Here is a 17,150-nt window from a genome sequence, read left to right as displayed (position 1 = left end):
TTATTCTCCTCCCTACTTAATCATCTGGTAGCCGGTATCGTGCGCGAGGTTTGCCCGGAAGAGGTCCTCGAGAGTCAGCGGCAACTCTTCGAATAAGACGGGGTGAAGCGCCTTTAATTTATGATCGATGTCCGGCGTGTAATCGGGAATAACGACCACGAGGACCCGTCCGGAGACCCGAATCAACTGACTCTGTTGCTTAATCACATCCGGAATCACCTTGTCATTTAAAACCAACTGAATCTTCTTGGCCCGGGCGCGAATTTCCTCCAGATTGTAGTCATGAACCAACTGGCTGTCCTTTAGCAGGAGCACCCGGTCACTCAGACCATCCAGCTCGTTTAGGTCGTGAGACGAAATCAAGAAGCCCTTCTGCTGATCGGCCATCTCGTCAATCACCATTGTGGCAATGTTTTCCCGTACAATCACGTCCAAGCCGTCGAAGGGTTCATCCAAGATGATGTAGGTCGCATTCGACGTCAAGGCCAAGATCAGATTGACCAGCGCCCGCATCCCCTTGGAAAGCCGACGGTACTGGCTGTTCGCATCCAACTTGAATTGTTGAATCAGCGCCGTGAATCGTTGCTCATCGAACCGGGGATACACCGCCCCAAAGAAACGGGGCAGTTCCCACAGCCGATAGGTGCTGAGAAAGTTGTATTGCGTATCAATAAAGAAGACTTGTTGTTGCCGTTGTGGTACTTGTTGAATCGCTTCACCGTCGATCGAGACTTGTCCTGCCTCGGCGACGTAATGGTTCATCATTGTCCGAAATAACGTGGTCTTGCCCACGCCGTTTCGACCGACTAAACCGATGATTTCGCCGGGCGCCCATTCAAAATTAATGCCCTGAATGATTGGCCGTCCGTTAATTTGTTTACTTAAACCCGTTACCTGTAGTGTCATTGTTCTACCCCCTCATATGCCGCTTTAATCCAATCGACCACTTCGTCCAGCGGTACACCGAGGTACCGAATCTCCGTCAGTAACGTCAGGAGTTGTTTCTTCGAGGCAATCACCTGGGCCGAATCGCCGGCTGGTGGCGTTGTCTCGCGGACGTAAGTGCCCTTCCCGTGGACCGTAGTGATGACTTGCTGGGCTTCCAACTGCTTGTAGGCCTTGCTGACCGTGTTCGGGTTAAGTTGTTCCTGCCGGGCCATTTCTCTGACCGACGGCAACCGGTCACCCGGCCGCAAGATACCCTGAACGATCTGTTGTTTGACGCGTAGAACCAGCTGCTCGTAGTAGGGCAGACTGGATTGATCGTTAACTTGCATGTTCTTCACCCCTTGATTTGGCTACGTGTTCTGTGTGTACTATTATACCTAGTACAGTTGGAAAGACAACCCCTGATGGGTAATTTATTTAAAAACTGGTTGTCTGCGGCTATAACGGTTAAATCCACAGCCGTTTACCTCGCTAGCAAGTTACCTCAATCCCAACATTTCAATCCACCCCACCACCTGATTGCCCTCACGCCAATCCTTAGCCTAAAAAAAGACTAGCAAAGCCTGAGCTCCACTAGTCTTATAGCTTGATTCTGATTAATTAATTGAATACCCTTCACGTAGCCGTGAGTGAGTCAAATTTGGTCTCAGCCGTGGGATTTTCCAAGCGGTTCGCTTGGAAAATGGCGCCTTTGAGACGCGGGCTACCGGCTCAAAGCGAGGGACAAGACCGCTCTTTGGCTTGGCCCGTCCTGCCCACCGCGATCCAGACCAAATTTGGCGAACGGTAAGGCGGTGCCCAGACGGCAGCCAGCGACCTACATCTGCTGTGTTCCGGTCGCTTGCGGCTGGTCGTGGCGCACGACCAGTTGGTTGAAGAACTTCGCCCGCGCCATGTCATAGTATGGTTGAACGAACAGGCCGGCCAATCCGAACGTGATAAAGGACAGGAAGAACCAGCCGATGAAGCTCAGATCCATGATAAATAAGAAGCTCTTGTTGCCGTTCATCATTTCCCGCGACTTGGTGATCGCCTGTAGTGGTGAGAGCTGTTCACCCTTATCGACGGCGTCCCGGTAAAGGAAGAACGCCTGCGAATAGGAATAGGCTTTAATGATTCCCGGAACCACTAGCAACAGGCTCCACAAGAACGTAAAAATGCTGACCAAGATACCGATGAACAGCCATCCCAAGAAGTACCGACCGTTATCGAACAACTTGAAACTCCGTTGAATGGGATTGTCTAGCTCGGCATTCCCCCGGTCAATGTCGATCATTGTCAGGCGGGTCCCCGCCCGCAGCATTTGACCGGCAATGATCAGCAACCAGCCGAACGAAAAGACGTTGGTCGCAAAACTCCAACCGGTCCCCGTCATGGTATCCGTAACCCCATTGAGACTGCGTTCGTAGACCATACCCCCAATCGCGTTCAGCGCAATCCATAGAATGGACAGCAGAATGAAAAAGCTCAGGTGGTCCAGAATCTGGCGTTTAGCTCCCAGTTTAAAATTAATACGATCTTGCGAATCCATGTCAAACTCCTCCTCTAATCGTGTCTACCCATGATTGTTTAATTGTACCATAGTTGCGGATAGCGTCCTAAATTAACCACGACCAGCCGACCTTTAAATTACCTTAAAATTCATAGTATCTTCACAGAATTCTTATAGTTCCATTGAAAACGCATCCTATAATTAATAAACAGGTGCGATTGGCTGTCTCAACCGACTATCATCCGATCGGATCAATACTTAAAGAAAGTGGTGTCATTTTGATAAAACATAGACGCTTTGGTTGGCTGATTGGGGCAGCCTTCGTCGTCCTCGCATTAACTGGTTGCGCCCAGTCTACTAAGGCTGATCCACCGAAGCAACCACAACGCGTAAAAGATTCGGCGATCTTATCAACCGCCAAAATTAAAAGTAATATTGGCAGTGATCTCGTTTCGACGCTCAAGGATCAGCAAGCCGGAACCACGGCCAGTCTGAAAGCCAAGTTGAACTCCGGTAAATATACCGCGGATAACATGTACGTTCAACTTAATCCTTACAAGACATCCCCACTATCGGCGATCGCCTTGTTCCAGACGGATGAGGCGGTCAAGGTCAGCTACACGGTCGTGGGGAAGACCGACAAGACTTCAGTCACCAACACGATCGCTGGTTATACGACCAAGCACAGTCTGCCAATCGTTGGCCTATACGCCGACTATAACAACACGGTCAAGGTTCATTTGACCACGAAAGCCGGCAAGGTAACGACTAAAACACTCAACATTCAGACCAAAGCACTGGCCAAAAACCTCGCCCATCTGAAGTTAAGCGTGACCAAGAATGATAAGACAAAGATGAAGTTGGGCAATAACCAGATGACCTTCCTGATTCGCTCCACCCAGCGGCCGTTCGCGGTCGATGCCGATGGCGCTGTCCGGTGGTATTCCGATAACTACGCGCAACACATTTATAAACAACTCAGCAACGGTCACATTATTCTGATGAATAAGAAAGATAACGCCCACATGGTCTACAACGACCTGATTGAGACCGACTATCTGGGCCGTGTTTACAAGCAATATCACATCAGCAATAAGACCAAGAGTACCGAGAATATCAAGGCCACGGCCAAGTCGGAAAACAAGCAAGAGACGACGGTTATTCACCATGACGTCATCGAATTGCCGAACCACAACCTGTTGGCCACCGTTTCCGACGGGAGTAAATACGTCGAAGACACCATCGTTGAGCTTTCCCACAAGACGGGGAAAGTCGTGAAGGTTCTCGACATGAAGCGGATTCTGCCGAAGAACATGTGGAAGAAGTACGACTCCTCTACGCGGTCCGATGGCAAGGTCGATTGGCTGCACAACAACGCCCTGTATTACGACAAGTCCGACAAGAGCTTGGTCATTTCCAGTCGACACCAAGATCTCGTGATGAAGATGGACTACAAGACGGGGAATATCAAGTGGCTCTTCTCCGGAAAGAAAGTGAAGAGCTGGCCTAAGGCTTACCGACCATTCGTTCTGAAAGCCGCCAAGGGCACGACGATCACCGGTGGTCAACACGCCGCCTATCTTCTAGACGACCACGATGGCAATGCCAATACGAGAGATCTTCTGCTCTACGACAACAACTACGCTGTCACGAATGGAAACAAGAAGACCAGCGGCAAGTTCTCGCAGGCCGTTCAATATACGGTTAACGAAAAGCATATGACCATCAAGCAGAATTGGGCTTACGGCAAGAGTTTGGGCAAGGCTAACTACACCGACCGAATCGGTAACAGCCAACGCCTCGCCAACGGCAATCACCTGATTGACTTTGGTTATCTGAACGCCAAGAACGGAACGGGTAGTAACATTATCGAAGTAGCTGGTGACCAACAAGTCTTCAACCTCCATGTCGATAATATTCCAGACAAGGGCTACGTTTACCGGGCCTACCGGCAACCGCTATTCCCTAGCAACTACACGTTTGATCTTAATTAAGTAACTGAACTAACAGTGCACGACTGCATTCACTGTAGCGTGCAGGCACCTACCGAAGTGTTGGCTTGGGTGGGTGTTTTTTATTGGTATACTTATTTTTCCGCTGACGATGACCCAACAAATTTTTCGAATATCAATTTCAAACTAGCTGGCTTGCGTTTGAAATCCATCTCAAGTCATCCGTTCTAACCAACAGTTAGAACAAATACAATGCATCTAAATTGGATTTATAAATCGAATATGCTACGATGAGTCCGGTGCAAGTAAGGACCTGTAATTTTGCTTTTCTCAACTGATTGTGTGAAAAGAGATGACATATGGTAATGCATGCGTTACCATACTCTAAATGAAACCAATTCGGTTCGATTTTTTTAATAAAAATGAATTCACAGCATTCTTGGACAATCTTCCGGCCAAAGATGCTGCTAAATTTTTAGCTGTTCTTGATGACATAAAGGAACGTGGATTACCATCAGCCGAGAAGCGTCAATTGGTCAAAAAACTAGAAAATAATTTATACGAAATCCGTTCTAAGTTTTCCAACAACATTCAGCGTGCCATTTATTTTAGAGTCGAAGGTTCCCATTACGTCATCACTCACGGCTTCACTAAAAAGCAACAGAAAACCCCTAAAAAAGAAATCAAGCACGCAAAACAGATCCGTGCAATTTATAACACAAGGAGGGACCACCATGGACGACGCTGAAAAGTATTTACGAACCCGCAGTCAGCAAGATCCTGAATTCGCTAGTGATTATAAACAGGCCAAACTCAATCAACAACTTGGCTATGCTGTTTGGCAACTACGCAATGACATGGGTCTATCGGTAAAAGACTTTGCCGTAAAGATCGGTCAAACTGAACAAGAAGTTAGCGCCATGGAAGACGGCAGTAAGGAACTAACCGTCAAAGAGTTAGCCCAAATCGCAGAAAAAACGCAACGAAAAATTAATTTTCAGTTTTCATAAACGTAGCTACTTCGATTAGCGCAACGCCTTTCTCTAAAACTTAAAACAGATAATCCCCGTAAGATTGGCCAGTAAATCTTACGGGGATTTGTTCATTTTTCCAACGTACTTCATCCACCATCAACGTTTGTCAGTGACCAATTTCCAGCAAGATTCTCCCGCCAATCGAATCACCAAAAACCCATCACCACACCATCTATATGACGTATAAACTAATTCCGTCACAAAATATTAACTTGCACGCAACCAGAACGGCTTGCTACAATGAATGAGAATACCTGATCACCACGGGAATTTAGACAAAGGGAGTTACATAGTTATGAAGAAGTTTTGGAAAATCACGATCGGCGTGTTACTTGCGCTTATCGTGGTCGGTGGTGCCGCGGCTTATCACGAGCGCCACAATATTCGCCGCTACCTGCTGGTTCACCAGCACTACGCCAAAAAGGATATTCTGACGACCAACCAGATTAAACTTAACATCCGCCCGGCGCTGTCAACGGCCAACACGACGACAACCAACAAGTTAAGCAAGACCTACCGTCACGACCTTAAACAGGTCAAGCCCGGATCGACGCACGCCAAGGTCATCGTCAATCCTTACAAGACCTCCCCATTGACGGGATTGATTCTGGTCAAGACACCGGCGGCCACTAAGGTCACCCTGACCGTCCACGGCGATACGCCGGCCACGACCATCACCAAGCATCTCAAGGGCTATCGTACCCAACATGCCGTGGGTGTACTGGGGCTTTACGCCGACCGGACCAATCGCGTCACGTTAACCTTTGCCCGCAAGAATGGGACGACTACCCGCACAACCTACACTTTAAAGACGGGAGCGGCACCGAAGGCCATCGGGAAAAACACGCTCAAGACCAGTAAGCCTAAACAGATGGCCTTGGGAACTGGCAATACCCGCTTGACCTTTGCCGTCAGCAGTCTCGGCTACACCTATGGGCTGGACGCTCACGGACAGATTCGCTGGTACTCGACCAAGCCCATTTCCCACGTCTTCAAGCAGTTGGCCAACAATCACCTGCTGATTAACACCAAGATTAAGACCAGTGATTCCAAATCCAACGCCCTACAAGAGACCGATTTCTACGGCCGCGTTTACCACCAGTACAACATGAACGGCCTCTTCCCTTCAAAGGATGATCCGTCCAAACTCGCAAACAACACCGTGATTCACCACGACGCCATTGAACTACCGAACCACAATCTCCTGCTGACAGTAGATGATGGGAGCAAGAAGTTCGTTGAGGATACCATGATTGAAATCGACCGCAACTCCGGGAAGATCAAGAAGGTTATTGACCTCAAACGTATCTTACCCAAGTCAGCGTACGAGAAATACGACGGCACCCACCGCGCTGACGGTAAGATTGACTGGTTCCACCAAAACTCTATGTACTATAACCGGCACAACGGCGAACTGATTATTTCCGGGAGAAATCAGGATATGATGTTGGCCATTAACTACAAGACCACCAAGCTCAAGTGGATTCTGGCCGCTCCTCAGAAGCTGCCGCAGCGCTATCACAAATACCTACTGAAGCCCACGACAAAGCATTACCGGTACAACGGCGGCCAACACGCGGTCATGTTGATCAACACCCAGAAGAATACCGGTGATAAGATTGAACTGGAATTCTACGACAACAACGTTCCGGTCACACGGGGCAAGACCCAGCAGTCTAAGCAGTGGTCAGCCGGCGAGATCGTGTCGATCAACCAACTGAAGAAGACGGTCACCAAGACCTGGAGCTTCGGCCGCACGCTGGGCAAGCGTAACTTCACCAATATTGTCGGCAGTAGTTACGCCGTCGGTAAGGGCAACACGCTGATTGGCTTTGGCTACGCTGATAGTGGGAAACGCAGCGAGTTTGTCGAGGTCAACCGCAAGACCAAACAGATTGTCTTCGACGTTGACCGAACCGGCTTCAAGTCGGGAGATTGGAGTTATCGGGCACAACGCATGACGTTATACCCCGGCTCAGCTAACCTGAACTTACAGGCTATCCAGACGAAGTAACCCTCTTTGAATGAACGACTGAAGATTGAAAACCAGAATTCGTAGTGTGACAAGGATAACGTCCATCATCACATGATAGTCGCGTTGGCCGCCTTGCCGTTCGCCAAATTTGGTCTGGATCGCTGTGGGCAGGATGTTATGATCCCTTTGGGGTTGTCAAATGAAATAATATAATTCATCTGACAATCAACAGAGGGAATATGACATGTCGAAGATCAAGTATAGTGCCGTGGAGAAGCTGGAGTTGATTAATGAGTTTGAAGCATCAGGTCAAACTAATATTGGCTTTGCCAGAGAACATGGTTTGGCAGACAAGGAGGCGGTCATTCGGTGGCGGGCGTTGTACAAACGAGATGGCTTTGATGGGCTTAAAGAATCTAAAGGTTGTCGCAGATACAGTGAGGTCTTTAAGCTAAGAGTCGTGTATGCTTTTTTGAACGGCGAAGGTTCACAACGAGAAGTAGCAATGAAGTATGGTTTGCGCTCAGCTACGCAGGTAAATTACTGGGTTTCCAGGTATAATAGGGACAAAACTGTGACGGCAACCCCGTCTAGAAAGCAGGTCCCAACGATGAGCCGAAAAACTACTCTGGCAGAGCGTATTGAAGTGGTTGAGTACATTACCAAGCAGAACCACTCATATAACGAAGCAGCTGAACATTACAGCGTCTCCTACCAACAAGCCCGTTCGTGGGTGCTTAGAGCTAAGAAAGGTGGTTACAACGCCTTAGAGGATCGACGCGGACACCGTAAGCCACAACGAGAATTAATCGACTTAGATAAGGCCAATTTGCGGATTAAGCAACTAGAAGGTCAAGTCGCCGACATGGAATTACTGAAAGAATTCGTAAAAAAATTTCAAGAAATTCAGCACAAGGGGTGAATCAGCAACATCGACTGGCATATCAGGCAATCAGTGAGGTCAGTCAAGGAAAGCGAGGCGCCATTAAGACATTATTGACGCATATCGGAGTTAGTCGGCAAGCTTATAACAAGTCTTTTCATCGGCAAGAAACGCCGTGGGAGACTCAAGAGCGGCTTCTAGAAAAGCGAATCACTTATTGGTTCAATCAACATCATCAAGCAATCGGAGCTGGCAAGATCTTGTCCAATCTACAGCATGATGAACAGGTGACGTTTAAGGTAACAATCAAGCGTGTTAAACGAATTATGCGTAACTTGAATATCAAGTGTCAGATTCGGGTTAAGAAGCGCCAACGTATCAAGGAACAGGAACAATACATTCAGGACAATGTTTTGAATCGTAACTTTAAAGTCGCCGGTCCCAACCAGGTTTGGCTTGCGGATTCGACTGAGTTGTCTTACGGACCAAAGGGTCAATTCAAAATCCGACTGAGTGGTGTTTTAGATCTATGCGGCCGGAGACTGATCGCCTCATTTTTGAGCACTACAGAAACAGCTGTGGCAGAGATCCAGGTTTTTAAACAGGCTTTTGAACAGGCTGGCGATGTACACCCACTGATCCATACGGACCGTGGAGCTGCTTACACCGCTAAAGCTTTCAATAACTTTCTGTCAGAACATAAAGTGATGCGCAGTATGTCCCGACCAGGAACACCTTACGACAACGCGCCAATGGAGCGTTGGTGGAATGAATTTAAAGCGCATTGGATGGAACGTCATCCAATGCCAAAAACGTATCGAGAGTTTGTGGAGCTGGTAAACGAAGGCATCCACTACTTTAATTACTTGGATCGTTCCCCAGAAAGAAACGGCCTCACCCCAGTAGAATACTGGAATGAAGCCGCTTAGAGTAAATATCCATTTTATATTATTTCGAATGACAACTTGACAGGGACTAGTACAGGACGGGAAAAGCCAAAGGGCGGTCTTGTCTCTCGCTTTGAGCCGTCAACCCGCGTCTCAAAGACGCCATTTTCCAAGCAACCCACTTGGAAAATCCCACGGCTGAGACCAAATTTGACTCACTTACGGCTAAACGAGGTGGACCCAAAACCGACGAGCGTTGCCACTCCAGCGATGTCGTTGTGCGTTCAGTGGTTTTCAACCATCGTAACCGGAGGCAGACAGAGATGGAGGTAGCCGTGACAGCGGTGTTAGCTGACGTTCTGGGTCAGCTTACAGCGCGGGACGTGTTTGGAGACTGACGATCTTAGTCAGGCTTCAAACCGAGCCGGAGGACCGCTTCTCAGGCCGCAGGCGGTCCCTACAGCACCGGAATCTCTGACAGTCGCAGGTGGGGTGGTGTTGATGCCAAGTTTAATGGTGGCACACCTTGCCAGCAGGGGACTGGAGCGTGTTCGTAACCTTTCAACCTTAAAACGGACAGTTAAAAAGGACCCGGATGAGTCAGTAAACACTGGTTCATCCGGGTCCTTTTGCATTCAGTCATTGTCGTCTCTGCCGAAAGCCGTTCACAGCCCCGTTCCGAATAAATCGGCTTAATGTTCGTTAATTGCCACTAGAGCTACTCTGTGTCGGTAGCTCACTCGGCTTACCCGACGGCCGATTTTTCGGACCACCGGGCGCCTTCTTCATCTGCGTGGTCTGCGCCGACTTGGCCTGCTGCTGGCCTAACATATAGCCCGTACCCCCGCCGCCGGCAAAAAGTATGAAGCCAGCAACGACTAAGGCTAGCCACCGTTTGGGACCATAATTAGTTGGTTTCATGACACGATCATCCTTTCTCAAAACAACTTTCAATCGCATAAAGGGGAGTATACCAGGCTTTCCTTAACCGCGGCTAAACCTCGCCGAAAGCTTTGCTTGTGTTTTGTCGTACTTTTCAGTAATATGTGAATTATCAAGAACAGATCATAGATAAAAGTTCGTAAATTGGAGGAAGAGACTCATGAAAAATGTTTACTTTAATCACGATGGTGGCGTCGACGACCTCGTTTCCCTATTGCTCCTGCTGCAAATGCCCGATGTCCACCTCACCGGCGTCGGCGTGATTGGCGCGGATTGCTATCTGGAACCGGCCTTGTCCGCGAGTCGTAAGATTATCGATCGCTTCGGTCATGGGGCGCAACTAGAAGTAGCCGCCTCCGATTCACGCGGGGTACACCCCTTTCCCAAGGAATGGCGTCTGGACGCCTTTAGCCTGGACGCGCTGCCGATCCTAAATGAAGCCGGAACGGTGACGACCCCCGTCGCGCCCCAGCCGGCCCACCTAGACCTGCTGGAAAAGATTCAGGATACCCCGGGCAAAACGACTCTGATTATGACTGGGCCGCTAACCGACCTTGCCCGCGCGCTGGATGTCGACCCCACGCTCACCGCAAAGATTGAACGACTTTACTGGATGGGTGGCACCTTCGACGGCCGGGGTAACGTGGCCGAGCCCGAACAGGACGGCACCACCGAGTGGAACGCCTTCTGGGACCCAGCCGCCGTCAAGACCGTTTGGGACAGCACGATTCCCATCCAAATGGTGGGCTTAGAGAGCACGCGGCAAGTGCCGTTAACCCCGACCATTCGTCAGCATTGGGCGACGTTGCGGCAACACCCGGCTCTGGACTTCATCGGCCAAGGCTACGCGCTGGTCCCCGCCCTGCAGCACTTCGAGACCAACTCGACCTATTTCTTGTGGGACGTCCTAACCACGGTCGCGAGTGAGACGCCAACCATCGTGACCACCCGTGACCTGCGTAGCGACGTTCTCACCAGCGGTCCCGGTCGTGGCCGCACCTTCGAGACGCCGGACGGGCGTCCCGTCACACTGGTCACTCACGTCGATCACGATGCCTTCTTCAAACGGGTGGATGACCTCGCCATTTTAGCCGACAAATAAGTTATACTAAAGGTAGTGTCTGGGAAACCGTTTTCTTTTCTAACTGACCACCACGCCCTTACGTTCTCCACGTAAAATTCGACCATAAGGAGTCATCCGCCATGCTTCCGATCACCATCGGCATTGTTATCGGTATCATTGTTTCATTCCAAACCGCCGTCAACTCGCGCTTACGCCATTTCATTGGCTCGCCGTATCAAGCGTCGTTCGTTTCGTTTACGGTGGGAACGCTCTTTCTCGCCGTCATGACGTTGATTGACCAACATACGCTGCTGGTCGCGCCCCGGGTCATGGCCACCCAACCGTGGTGGATCTGGATTGGCGGATTACTGGGGGTCATCTTTCTGACGGCCAACATTCTGTTGTTCCCACATATCGGGGCCGTGCAGACCGCGATCATGCCGATTCTGGGACAGGTGGTGATGGGGTCCATCATCGACAACTTTGGCTGGTTTCATGCCGACCAACAACCGCTGACGCTAATTAAACTGACGGGGCTCCTGCTCGCTTTGATTGGGATCCTCATCACGGTGGCCCTCCCGGAAGTTCTCCGACGCCGGCAGCACCGTCAGCTCGCTACCGAATCCACAGCGGGCAATCCCCTTGTCTGGCGCTTAATCGGGGTCTTTACCGGGGCTTTGGGCGCTACCCAGACCACCATCAACGGGCGTCTCGGACTGGTGCTTCACTCGGCCGTTCACGCCGCCTTCATTTCCTTTCTGATTGGTACCATTGGCCTATTCATTATTGTTCTCACCGTCAATCGCAGTTTCCGCGAGATTCGGCGAGCAACTGGCCACGGCAAGCCGTGGTGGTTGTGGATTGGCGGGATGCTGGGGGCCATCTTTGTTCTGGGAAATGCCTACCTGGCACCCATCATCGGCACCGGCCAGACAGTGGTCTTCGCCCTTCTGGGACAGATCACCGGGGGATTGTTGGTTGACCAATTTGGTTTGCTCGGTGCCCGCCGCAAACCGGTGGTACCGGTCCAGCTGTTCGGCCTCCTCGTGCTGATTATCGGCGTGGTCATGATTCGCCTCTTTTAAATTGAAGGTTGAAGGCTAGACTCAGCCGGACACTTTACCAGTGGGTCCTACTGGTAAAGTGGTGACTTTGAGATGATGGGCTTTTGGCTCAACGCAAAGTCCGCGACCGGCCTTTGAATCGGCCCGTCCTCCTGCGTTCCAGCCTAGATTTCGCGAACGGCAAGGCGGTCAGGACGAACTTCCCCCTTGGCAAGATGGATGATATCACAATAGCAAAAAAGGGACACCCAACATCGGCGTCCCTTTTCATTGATTAACGGAAAGGCTTATTCGTACAGTGCAGCTACCTTGGCCTGCACCTGTTCGTGATTCAAGAACTCATCGTACGTGGTGTCCGCACGGTCAACAATCCCGTTCGAACTCACTTCGATGATCCGGTTAGCAATCGTTTGGATGAACTCGTGGTCATGTGAGGTAAACAGAATACTCCCGCTGAACCCAACCAGACTGTCGTTCAAAGCCGTAATGGATTCCAGATCCAAGTGATTCGTCGGATCATCCAGCAACAGCACGTTGGCCTTACTCAACATCATCTTAGAGAGCATGGCCCGGACCTTTTCGCCCCCGGACATCACGTCGACTTCGCGGTTAACGTCATCCCCTGAGAACAGCATCTTACCCAAGAAGCCCCGTAGGAAGGTGTTGTCACTTTCTTCCTTGGAAGCGAATTGCCGCAGCCAGTCGATTACCGTCAACTCATTGTTGGCAAAGTAATCGTTGACGTTCTTAGGCAAATAAGTCGTGCTGGTCGTTTGACCCCAGGTTACGGTTCCACTATCCGGTTCCATTTCCCCAGCGATGATCTGCATCAAGACCGTGGTCGTCAGGTCATTACGGCTGATAAACGCCGTCTTCTCGTCGGGCCGCAACGTAAAGCTGACATCGTCTAAAATGGTAACGCCGTCAATGGCCTTGGACAGATGTTCTACCCGCACCAAGTCATTCCCTAATTCCCGTTCCGGATTGAACTTAATGAACGGATACTTTCGGGATGACGGCTTGATGTCGTCCAAAGTGATCTTCTCCAATTGCTTCTTCCGGGAAGTCGCTTGCTTGGACTTGGAGGCGTTGGCACTGAACCGCGCCACGAACTCTTGAAGTTGCTTGATCTGATCGGCCTTTTTCGCGTTGGCATTAGCCTTTAACTGCGCGGCCAACTCACTGGATTCCATCCAGAAATCATAGTTCCCAACGAACAGCGTAATCTTACCGAAGTCCACGTCACACATGTGCGTGCAGACCTGATTCAAGAAATGCCGGTCATGGGAAACCACAATGACGGTGTTTTCGTAATCGGCCAGGAAGTTTTCCAGCCAACTAATGGATTGTACGTCCAACCCGTTGGTCGGTTCGTCTAGTAGTAAGACGTCGGGATGACCGAACAGTGCTTGACCCAGTAAGACTTTCACCTTTTGAGGTTCGGTCAGTTCACTCATTTTAACTTGGTGGAGAGATTCGTCGATCCCCAGCGCTTGGAGCATTTGGCTGGCCTCGGCTTCGGCTTCCCAACCACCCATTTCACCAAATTCGCCTTCGAGTTCCGCGGCGCGAATCCCATCGGCGTCGCTAAAGTCGGCTTTCATGTAAATGGCGTTCTTCTCGGTCATGATATCGTACAGCTTCTTGTGTCCCTGAATGACCGTGTTCAAGACCAATTCGTCTTCAAACGCAAAGTGATCTTGGTTCAGGCTGGACATCCGCTCGTTAGGGCCCATGGAGACGGTCCCGGTCGTTGGCTTGAGTTTGTTTTCAATAATCTTGAGAAAAGTTGACTTACCAGCGCCGTTAGCGCCAATGACCCCGTAGCAATTCCCCGGGGTGAACTTGAGATTGACTTCGTCGTAGAGCTTCCGGTCGGAGAACTGCATACTGACATTATTGACGGTTAACATTAACGATACCTCCTGGATTTTGGCATAAAAAACCAACGTGTCATTTAACGGCAACGTTGGTTTCCACGCATATTCGTTGTGTTATGTTGGCTTAGTCTAACATAAATAACCGCCACAAGCAACGGTTACGCTATGACCAGGCTCGCTGGGCCGCGTAACGTTCACGATAGGTCTTGGGCGTCATCAGGAAATGCTGCTTAAACGTGACGAAGAAGTTCTTCTCGGTCCGAAAGCCCGTCTTGGTGGCAATCGTCTGGATAGAATCATCCGACGTCATCAACAATTCCGTCGCCCGTTCTAGCCGAATCTGACCCAGATAAGCCTTGGGCGAGATGCCCATATATTCTTTAAAGTACCGGGAAAAATAGACGCTAGAATAGTTCAGTTTACCTGCCAAATCGGCAATCGACATCGGCTCACCATAGTTCTTCTGAATCTCACTAACGGCTTGGCGCAAGGGTTCCGGCAACGGGAGCTGATCATTATCGACCTGTCCATTAACTTTCAACTGTTTTAACATCTGACCCACCAATTGATATTCCGCACCAAGGCTGGCGAGATAGTCAGCCTGACCATCCCGTTCGTGAATTGCATTGTCCACCAGCGTCCCGACGGCCTGGCCAATTCCTCGGTAGGCCTCATCGTGAAGGTCCAGATCGACCGGGCCCCAGATCGGCAATTGTTCGTTATCGACGACATTTCGCAGCCAAGCCGAAGGCATCAGCAACGTGATAATCTGATTGTCTTCGTCCAACAAGGTCTCGTAGCTGTGAACCACCTCGGAATTAATCACATAGATGTGGCCCGCGGTCATCTCGAAGCTTGAGCTCCCAATATGGGCGGTTCCTGGATGTCCACAATACGGATAGGCCAATTCGACAGCTTGGTGCCAGTGTGGCAATACCAATTTTGGACCACCCGTCCCATGACTAATCACGCGCAATGGCAACTGCATGGTAAAGTTTAAACGTTCATGATACGGCTGTGGCATATTTGTTCCCCCATTTCTACAAACCACAATTCCCAAAAGAAACCGAATTCTTACGCATTACCCCCGTGTAGACCAATTATCCTAAATCGTTCGTATCAATAGCATACCACGTAAACAACCAAGGTGGTTAAAATAAGTAACGCAATTATTAAATTACGGGATTATCGAAGCGCTCAATCCCCGGTATAATGTACTTGTATCATCCGATAAGGAGCACCACCGTAAGTGGACATGATCCTTATCACCAACCACTGATAATCTCAGGAAAGTTATCGGCACTGTGGGATTCACCGCTACTGGGGGGTAACGGTCGAATCCATAATCCGATGAATTCTGACCAATCAGATGCCCGCACAATCTGGTCGACCGCTTGGGGGAGCGCTCGACCCGCGACTGAACTTTGGGGGAAGTCAGCCACGATATTGTGCGGAATCACAAACAGAAACGGCCATCGGAGGCTTTTGGGGGGACAGCTAGACTTTGTCTGGCTGTTTTTTTCGGCCAATTTTCACCCGTGGTCCAAAATTCGAACCCAAAAAAGCGGCCGGAATTTCTCCCGAACCGCTTAACTGGTACTCTTTTCAATTGAATTCTGAAGGTTGAAAGTAAAAATCAACGCGTTGCTTCTCGAGACAACCGTATTTAGTGAAACCAAGCGCCTGCCCACCGCGATCCAGACCAAATTTGGCGAACGGCAAAGCGAATGCTAAGGCGGACAGTCCCACGAAAACTATTTTTCCGCCGCCGATTGCAATTGATCTGGGCGTTTCAACAGGAAGGCCATCAGGTAGGAAACGATCAGGAAGACCGAGACCACCAAGTATGGGTAGTGCGGATTCATATCCAGCAACATCCCCGACATGATTGGCCCCACAATGTTCCCCACACTGGTCAATGACATGTTCAGACCGTTAATCAGACCTTGGTTGGATTCGCTGGCCTTCGTCAATAGCGTCGTGATGGCTGGCCGCAATAGGTCAAAGGCCGAGAAGATAATCAGCGTGGCAATCATCACCGCAATCTTGCCGTGTGCCTGGGTAATCCAGACCACACAGATGGCCGCCAGGAAGAAGCAGGCGCGGATGACGCGGCGCTCGCCCCACTTGCTGACCAGGGTATCAAACATCGCCACTTGCAAGAATAATGAGATTAAGCCGTTGAGGGTCAACACTAATGCGATGTTGCTGAGGCTAAAGTGGAAGACCTCGTTCACGTAGATACTGTAGATGCTCTCGAAGCCCTGGAGACCAAACGACGAGACCAAAATCATTGTAAACAGAATAATGATGGGCACCGTCCAGAACTCGCGGGTCATCGGATGTGCCGTTGGCTTGACCACCATGTCCGATGGTGCCTCGGCGTCGCGAATTTTGCTGGTTTCGGCATCACTTGGTAATAGGCTAATCAGCACAATCGCACTGATTAAGCCCAGCGCCCCGGCCGCCCAAAACGGCGTCTTGTAGCTGATACCGGCCAAGATTCCGCCGATACCGGGTCCCAGAATCAACCCACCGCTGAAGGCCGCCGACAACCAGCCAATGACTCTGGCCCGCTGCCGCTTCGTGGTGATATCGGCTGCCAGCGCCATCGCCGTGGGAACGACCATGGCTGCCGACAGGCCACCAATAACCCGTGAAATGTTGAAGACCATTAACTGGTTAGTCAGGGCAAACAGCACTTCGGAGGCCATGAACAGAAACAGTCCAGCGGTCAAGACCGGCTTCCGCCCAATCTTATCGGACAGCCGCCCAATCAGAGGTGACGCCACAAACTGAGCGAAGGCAAACAAAGCACTCATGATTCCCATATCCGTCGCCGTTAAATGCAATTGGTTCTTCAGAAACGGCATGACCGGAATGACTAAACTAATTCCTAAACACACTAAAAATTCACTAAACACTAAGATAAAAATGGCCCGTCTCGTTTTCTTCGTCACGATGGCTCACCCCTTCTCGATATTTTTTACAACAGTACGATAAATATATCAATATTTAGGGGTGTTTGTC

At 50.1% G+C, this 17,150-nt stretch carries 16 protein-coding genes; 8 read left to right on the top strand and 8 right to left on the bottom strand.

Annotation, left to right across the window (positions count from 1 at the left end):
- Positions 1-12: 12 nt before the first annotated feature.
- The 3 genes from KB236_11710 to KB236_11700 form a co-directional block, all read right to left on the bottom strand.
- Positions 13-906 carry an ABC transporter ATP-binding protein gene (locus KB236_11710; GenBank protein ID UIF29159.1) on the bottom strand — a complete coding sequence of 298 codons (894 nt, stop codon included), beginning with the start codon at positions 904-906 and terminating at the stop codon, positions 13-15.
- Entirely contained in the window at positions 903-1,277 is a 375-nt protein-coding gene (locus KB236_11705) for a GntR family transcriptional regulator (GenBank protein ID UIF29158.1), read from the bottom strand. Before KB236_11705 ends, KB236_11710 begins: the two co-directional genes overlap by 4 nt.
- A 488-nt stretch (positions 1,278-1,765) precedes the next feature.
- Positions 1,766-2,479, bottom strand: coding sequence for a DUF975 family protein (locus tag KB236_11700; GenBank protein UIF29157.1), 714 nt, complete (start codon positions 2,477-2,479; stop codon positions 1,766-1,768).
- A gap of 239 nt (positions 2,480-2,718) precedes the next feature.
- Here KB236_11700 and KB236_11695 point away from each other — a divergent pair, with 239 nt between their 5' ends.
- The 6 genes from KB236_11695 (at position 2,719) to KB236_11670 (ending at position 9,213) form a co-directional block, all read left to right on the top strand.
- A complete protein-coding gene (locus KB236_11695) occupies positions 2,719-4,434 on the top strand; it encodes an aryl-sulfate sulfotransferase (protein UIF29156.1) in 1,716 nt (571 codons plus the stop codon).
- 346 nt (positions 4,435-4,780) lie between these two features.
- A complete protein-coding gene (locus KB236_11690; protein ID UIF29155.1) occupies positions 4,781-5,140 on the top strand; it encodes a type II toxin-antitoxin system RelE/ParE family toxin in 360 nt (119 codons plus the stop codon).
- The gene (locus KB236_11685) at positions 5,127-5,402 is read left to right on the top strand and encodes a helix-turn-helix domain-containing protein (protein ID UIF29154.1); all 276 of its coding nucleotides are present in this window, start codon (positions 5,127-5,129) and stop codon (positions 5,400-5,402) included. Before KB236_11690 ends, KB236_11685 begins: the two co-directional genes overlap by 14 nt.
- A gap of 319 nt (positions 5,403-5,721) precedes the next feature.
- Positions 5,722-7,440, top strand: a complete 1,719-nt coding sequence (locus KB236_11680) for an aryl-sulfate sulfotransferase (GenBank protein ID UIF29153.1) — start codon at positions 5,722-5,724, stop codon at positions 7,438-7,440.
- Positions 7,441-7,645: 205 nt separating this feature from the next.
- Complete coding sequence (locus KB236_11675) at positions 7,646-8,323, top strand: transposase (GenBank protein UIF29152.1); 678 nt, start codon at positions 7,646-7,648, stop codon at positions 8,321-8,323.
- Positions 8,320-9,213, top strand: a complete 894-nt coding sequence (locus tag KB236_11670; protein UIF29151.1) for an IS3 family transposase — start codon at positions 8,320-8,322, stop codon at positions 9,211-9,213. The genes KB236_11675 and KB236_11670 overlap by 4 nt, the downstream gene beginning before the upstream one ends.
- Positions 9,214-9,873: 660 nt before the next feature.
- On the opposite strand, the gene KB236_11665 is transcribed toward KB236_11670, so the two are convergent.
- On the bottom strand, positions 9,874-10,092 hold the full coding sequence (locus KB236_11665) for a hypothetical protein (GenBank protein UIF29150.1): 219 nt from the start codon (positions 10,090-10,092) through the stop codon (positions 9,874-9,876).
- 181 nt (positions 10,093-10,273) lie between these two features.
- Here KB236_11665 and KB236_11660 point away from each other — a divergent pair, with 181 nt between their 5' ends.
- Both KB236_11660 and KB236_11655 read left to right on the top strand, forming a co-directional pair.
- Positions 10,274-11,215 carry a nucleoside hydrolase gene (locus KB236_11660; protein ID UIF29149.1) on the top strand — a complete coding sequence of 314 codons (942 nt, stop codon included), beginning with the start codon at positions 10,274-10,276 and terminating at the stop codon, positions 11,213-11,215.
- A 101-nt stretch (positions 11,216-11,316) separates the two neighbouring features.
- Positions 11,317-12,261, top strand: a complete 945-nt coding sequence (locus KB236_11655) for a DMT family transporter (GenBank protein ID UIF29148.1) — start codon at positions 11,317-11,319, stop codon at positions 12,259-12,261.
- A 266-nt stretch (positions 12,262-12,527) separates the two neighbouring features.
- On the opposite strand, the gene KB236_11650 is transcribed toward KB236_11655, so the two are convergent.
- The 4 genes from KB236_11650 to KB236_11635 form a co-directional block, all read right to left on the bottom strand.
- Entirely contained in the window at positions 12,528-14,153 is a 1,626-nt protein-coding gene (locus tag KB236_11650; GenBank protein ID UIF29147.1) for an ATP-binding cassette domain-containing protein, read from the bottom strand.
- Between the two features lie 130 nt (positions 14,154-14,283).
- Positions 14,284-15,144, bottom strand: a complete 861-nt coding sequence (locus KB236_11645) for an AraC family transcriptional regulator (protein UIF29146.1) — start codon at positions 15,142-15,144, stop codon at positions 14,284-14,286.
- Between the two features lie 241 nt (positions 15,145-15,385).
- Positions 15,386-15,580 (bottom strand): hypothetical protein, encoded by a 195-nt coding sequence (locus KB236_11640; protein ID UIF29145.1) that lies wholly within the window; start codon positions 15,578-15,580, stop codon positions 15,386-15,388.
- A gap of 294 nt (positions 15,581-15,874) precedes the next feature.
- The gene (locus tag KB236_11635) at positions 15,875-17,080 is read right to left on the bottom strand and encodes an MFS transporter (GenBank protein UIF29144.1); all 1,206 of its coding nucleotides are present in this window, start codon (positions 17,078-17,080) and stop codon (positions 15,875-15,877) included.
- Positions 17,081-17,150: the final 70 nt, after the last annotated feature.

Source organism: Levilactobacillus brevis (assembly GCA_021383565.1).
GTDB lineage: Bacteria > Bacillota > Bacilli > Lactobacillales > Lactobacillaceae > Levilactobacillus > Levilactobacillus brevis_B.
Note: the sequence above shows the minus strand (reverse complement) of the source record. Positions and strands in the feature narration are given on the sequence as shown.